Origin of the sequence: Collinsella sp. AM42-18AC (assembly GCF_003467965.1) — a bacterium.
Classification (GTDB): Bacteria; Actinomycetota; Coriobacteriia; order Coriobacteriales; family Coriobacteriaceae; genus Collinsella.
Window position 1 is genome coordinate 1 of the sequence record NZ_QSFY01000026.1, and the last position, 4378, is coordinate 4378.

A 4378-nucleotide genomic window follows, 5' to 3' on the forward strand; every position below is an offset into this window, starting at 1 on the left:
GGAGGCATACTCTGTTTTGAGAAGTTCGCGAAGCCCACTTCTCAAAACAGAGTATGCCTCCCCGGCCCTCGTCCGTGAACTCTTCCGCTGGGCGAGTCATAGACGCCGCGTACCGATAGGGTGAGGTGGCGGCTTGAAATTGGTGCTATATTCAGCTTTAGTTGTTAAATGTTAGTAGGAGAGGCTGATATGGGGCTGTTCAAGAAGAAAAACCCGCAGGATGCCTTTGATCCCGATGTGTTTACCATCACGGATACGATTTTGGACCCGCCGCGGTTTACGTTTTTGCCGGCTATCTACCAGGATGCCACGCGTCGCAAGTGGGCCGTACATCAGCGCGGCGGCGAGCCGAAGATTTTTGACTATGCGGACGTGTTGCAGTGCGAAGTGGCCGAGGCGGGCGATCCGGAGGCCGATGAAGCGGTCTCTAAACAGGAATTTGCCCAGCGTATTCTGGCAAATCCCGCTAAGGCGGCAAAAATGAACGCAGCCAAGCGTAATATGTGTCTTGGTATGGGCGTTGTTGTGGCGGTTCAGACGGGAAAAGACGAGGTTTCCAAACTAGAGATTCCCGTTATGACCGATGAAGTCAAACGCGATTCAAGCCTGTATAAGTCGTATCGGAATGTCGCCGAGAAGATCAAGGCCGAATTTGATGCCATGGGAGGGCTGGCCTAATTTTGTCGGCATACGTGTCTGAATGAGGAGTCTGTGCAATGGCAGGCGAATCTTATGCAATTCCCCCCAAAGATCGTGCTGTTGAGGGAATTCTTTGGTATATCCAGCACCATCAGCTTGCCGGCGGCGATCGCCTGCCGGCCGAGCGCGTGCTGTGCGAAGAGATTGGCGTTTCGCGTACGGCGTTGCGTGCCGGTATCACGCGGCTCATCTCGTGTGGAACGCTCGAGAGCCGTCGCGGATCGGGTACGTATGTGTGTCCTCCCAAGCCGTTGAACATCTTCCAGGAAACGTATAACTTTTCCGATGCTGTACGGACTGCCGGCCTGCACCCCTCTTCTCGTCTGGTTTCCACCGGGACCATCGAGGCGGATGAGGCGCTTGCCGACAAGCTTGGGGTGGCTGTAGACGCTCCCTTGCTCCGCATGCAGCGCGTTCGACTTATTGAGGGCGAGCCGGCGTCAATCGAGACCGCTCACGTTAACCTGTCCCTGTGCCCATCGCTTCCCGAACACGATTTTGAGTGTGAGAGCCTTTACGATGTCTTGCTCAAAGAAGGTGGCGTGCGTGTTGAGCATGGACGTGAGCATATCTCCATCTCGCGTTTGAACGCCGAAGAGGCCGAGCTGCTCCAGCAAGAAGAGGGAACGCCGGTGTTCTATGAGAGCTCGATCGAATTTGATAAGGACATGCGTTTTGTGGAGCATTGCAAATCGGTGATTTTGCCCACAAAGTTCCGCTTTGCCGATAACGGCGAAGAGAACGGCATGAGGAGCGTGGCAGGTGAACAATGGCTGAAACAGTAGATGCCACCCCGGTTTATATGCGCATTCGACGCCGCATCGAGGAACGTATCGAGCGCAGTATATATCCCACGGGTTCCATGATTCCGTCCGAAAAAGACCTTGCCGAGGAATTTGGTACGACACGCTTGACCATCCGAAGCGCTGTCGATGAGCTGGTTCGGCGCGGGCAGATTCGCCGTGTTCGGGGAAAAGGTGCCTTTGTGGCGCAGAAAGTACCTGCTTTTTTTGAACGCACGGTCGGTTTCCGTGAATCGGTCCGTGCTTCGGGCGGCGAGCCGTCCGTCCGTATTCTCGCGCGTTCCAAGCGTTATGCGGGGCCATATTACGCCGACCTGTTTGGCATCGCCGAGGACGACCTGCTCTATTCCGTTCGACGCCTGAACTGCATAAACGGTAGCCCCGTATCGATTGAGACGGCGCTGATTCCCTGCCTGCTGTTCCCAACCATCGAAGATATTGACGTGTCGGTCTTCAGTTTGTACGAGACCTATGAGATGCTGGGCCGAAAGCCAGTCATGGCACAGGAAAAGCTCGATATCGAAGCGCTGGGCGCACGAGATGCCGGCCTCCTTGGACTGGAACAGGGCGATCTTGTTTTGCTTTTGGAATGCGTGAGCTATGACGCGAGCGGTCAGGCTATCGAGTATGTAAAGTCCTTCAATCGTGGCGATACGGGCGGCTACACCTATACGTACTAGCTGGTATTTTGTGAATAACGGCTGGGAAACTAACCAGTTTTGATCGTTGGGTCAGCTGTATATACAACCTTACAGGGCTCAAAATCGACCGTTCGCCGATGGGGATAAATTAATCGACAAAGAGGTATCAAAAAGCCGTAACCTGTAACTGTGATTGGTATCAAATACTAATGATTTGTTACGAGGTGAGACGATGAAGATGCTCGATTACGTTCAGCTTGCCCATGTGCGTATGGGGGAGAACCTCGAGCGTTCGTCTGAGCTGGTAGCGCAGCTCGTTGATATTTTCCAGTCCGGTTCTTTTGACGCGCTGCGCATCGTTGCTTCGGGTTCGTCGCGCCATGCCGCCGATTGCGCCCGCGATTACCTGCAAGATGCGCTGCAGATGCAGGTGTCCGTTGTGACGCCCGAGGCCTTCGTCGATTTTGAACACACCTATCCGCAGCATGCGCTCAACATTGCCGTTTCGCAGAGTGGCTATTCGACCAATACGATTGCGGCGCTCGATTACATGCGCGCACACGATATGGCTGCAGTTGCGCTCACGGCAAACGTCGAGGCACCCATCAAGGAACACGCTGACATCGTTCTTGACTACGGTGTGGGCGTCGAGTCGGTGGACTTTGTGACTCTGGGCGTCGAGGTGCTCGTTGAGTACCTGGTGCTCTTTGGTATTTACGGCGGTCAGGCGCGCGGAACGATTGACGCCAAGGGCGTTGCCCAGCGTCTTGACGACCTGCGCGAGGCCATCCAGGCCAATGCCGTGATGTGCAAGACCGCCGAGGCATATGTCCAAGACCACATGCTCGAGCTTTCTGAGCACACGCCCGCCATGGTCGTCGGCAACGGCCCCAACTATGGCGTTGCCGAAGAGGCGGCCCTCAAGCTGAGCGAGACCATCAAGATTCCTGCCATGCATCACGAAGGCGAGGAGTTCGTCCACGGTCCCGAGATGCAGATCGTTCCGGGCTATCTGGTGTTTATCGTCGACGATCCGCAGGGGTCGGAGCGTCTTGCGAATATCGCTGATGCGCTATCGAACGTTACGACAAAAACGGTGCTGCTCACGGCCCATCCCAAGGGTAGGGCTCACGAGGTTGCGGTGCCTCAGGTGGCTCCGCTGCTCAGCGCAATTCCCAATCTTGTGTTCTTCCAGACGATTGCGGCCATGATAGCCGAGCGTCTGAAGTCATGGGACGTGCACCCGTATCTTGATGCCGTCTCCAAGCAAATGGAGGTCAAGGCAGAGGGCTACGAAGAGTCAGTCAATGCGCTTAAGGCCAAAGCGGCCGAGTGCTACGGAATGTAAGCGGGTTTTGATGCCCGTTGGCACGGGGGATGTGGAAACAACCCCAGAAAGGAGAGACAAATGAAGGAAACCGAGAAGATCGAGATCATGCATTTCGACCAGGAGGGCTATCTCGAGGACGGCAAGGCGCTCTACGAGACCGGCAAGAAGATGACCGCGCTCGCCGACAAGGTCGCCGACGAGGGCTACGACGCCGTGTTCCTGATGGGCGTCGGCGGCACCTGGGACGAGCTCATGCAGCTCGAGTACCTCATGAACAAGTTCGGCGACCGCGACCTCGAGGTCTACCTGATCCACGCCGCCGAGTGGAACGCCATGGGCCACAAGCGCATGACCGAGAAGTCCGTCGTGCTCACCGCCTCCGAGTCCGGCACCACCCCCGAGGTCCTCGAGGCCGTCAAGAAGATGAAGGGCATGGGTGTGCGCGTCTACGCCATGACCAAGCCCGAGGGCCTCATCGGCCAGGCTGTCGGCGCCGAGAACTGCGTCGCCATGGCTTCTGACCATGGTTCGGGCGGCTGTGAGAAGGGCTACTACCTCGCCGACTGCTTCGGCCTGCGCCTGCTCAACCGCCGCGGCTGCTTCCCCAAGTTCGATCTGTTTATCGAGCAGACCAAGGACATCTGGAAGGACATGCTCGATATCCGCAAGCGCTTCGAGCCGCGCGCCGAGGAGCTCGCCAAGAAGTACGCCCTGGCCCCCTACACCATGTTCATCGGCTCCGGCGCCCTGTGGGGCGAGACGATCCTGTTCTCGATGTGCATCCTCGAGGAGATGCAGTGGAAGCGCACCCGCTACATCACCTCGGCCGACTTCTTCCACGGCACCCTCGAGCTCGTGGAGCCCGGCGTCCCGGTCTTCCTGTTCATGGGCGAGGACGAGAACCG

Annotated in this window: 5 protein-coding genes; all 5 read left to right on the forward strand. The window is 56.9% G+C overall.

Translation table 11 applies throughout. The features are described from left to right. The first annotated feature begins 189 nt into the window (after positions 1-189). Positions 190-678, forward strand: a complete 489-nt coding sequence (locus tag DW913_RS09790; RefSeq protein WP_117640898.1) for a hypothetical protein — start codon at positions 190-192, stop codon at positions 676-678. A 38-nt stretch (positions 679-716) separates the two neighbouring features. Then, positions 717-1484, forward strand: a complete 768-nt coding sequence (locus DW913_RS09795; RefSeq protein WP_117798370.1) for a GntR family transcriptional regulator — start codon at positions 717-719, stop codon at positions 1482-1484. Beyond that, positions 1469-2182 carry a GntR family transcriptional regulator gene (locus DW913_RS09800; protein ID WP_117584261.1) on the forward strand — a complete coding sequence of 238 codons (714 nt, stop codon included), beginning with the start codon at positions 1469-1471 and terminating at the stop codon, positions 2180-2182. The genes DW913_RS09795 and DW913_RS09800 overlap by 16 nt, the downstream gene beginning before the upstream one ends. A gap of 193 nt (positions 2183-2375) precedes the next feature. Then, positions 2376-3491 (forward strand): SIS domain-containing protein, encoded by a 1116-nt coding sequence (locus tag DW913_RS09805; RefSeq protein ID WP_117716999.1) that lies wholly within the window; start codon positions 2376-2378, stop codon positions 3489-3491. A gap of 60 nt (positions 3492-3551) precedes the next feature. Beyond that, a partial coding sequence (locus tag DW913_RS09810) for an SIS domain-containing protein (protein WP_117798371.1) occupies positions 3552-4378 on the forward strand: 827 nt, incomplete at its 3' end.

Excerpts from the sequence above, each read along its gene's own strand:
- DW913_RS09800 (WP_117584261.1), top strand. The coding sequence starts at position 1,469 with ATGGCTGAAACAGTAGATGCCACCCCGGTTTATATGCGCATTCGACGC.
- DW913_RS09795 (WP_117798370.1), top strand. The coding sequence starts at position 717 with ATGGCAGGCGAATCTTATGCAATTCCCCCCAAAGATCGTGCTGTTGAG.
- DW913_RS09790 (WP_117640898.1), top strand. The coding sequence starts at position 190 with ATGGGGCTGTTCAAGAAGAAAAACCCGCAGGATGCCTTTGATCCCGAT.
- DW913_RS09805 (WP_117716999.1), top strand. The coding sequence starts at position 2,376 with ATGAAGATGCTCGATTACGTTCAGCTTGCCCATGTGCGTATGGGGGAG.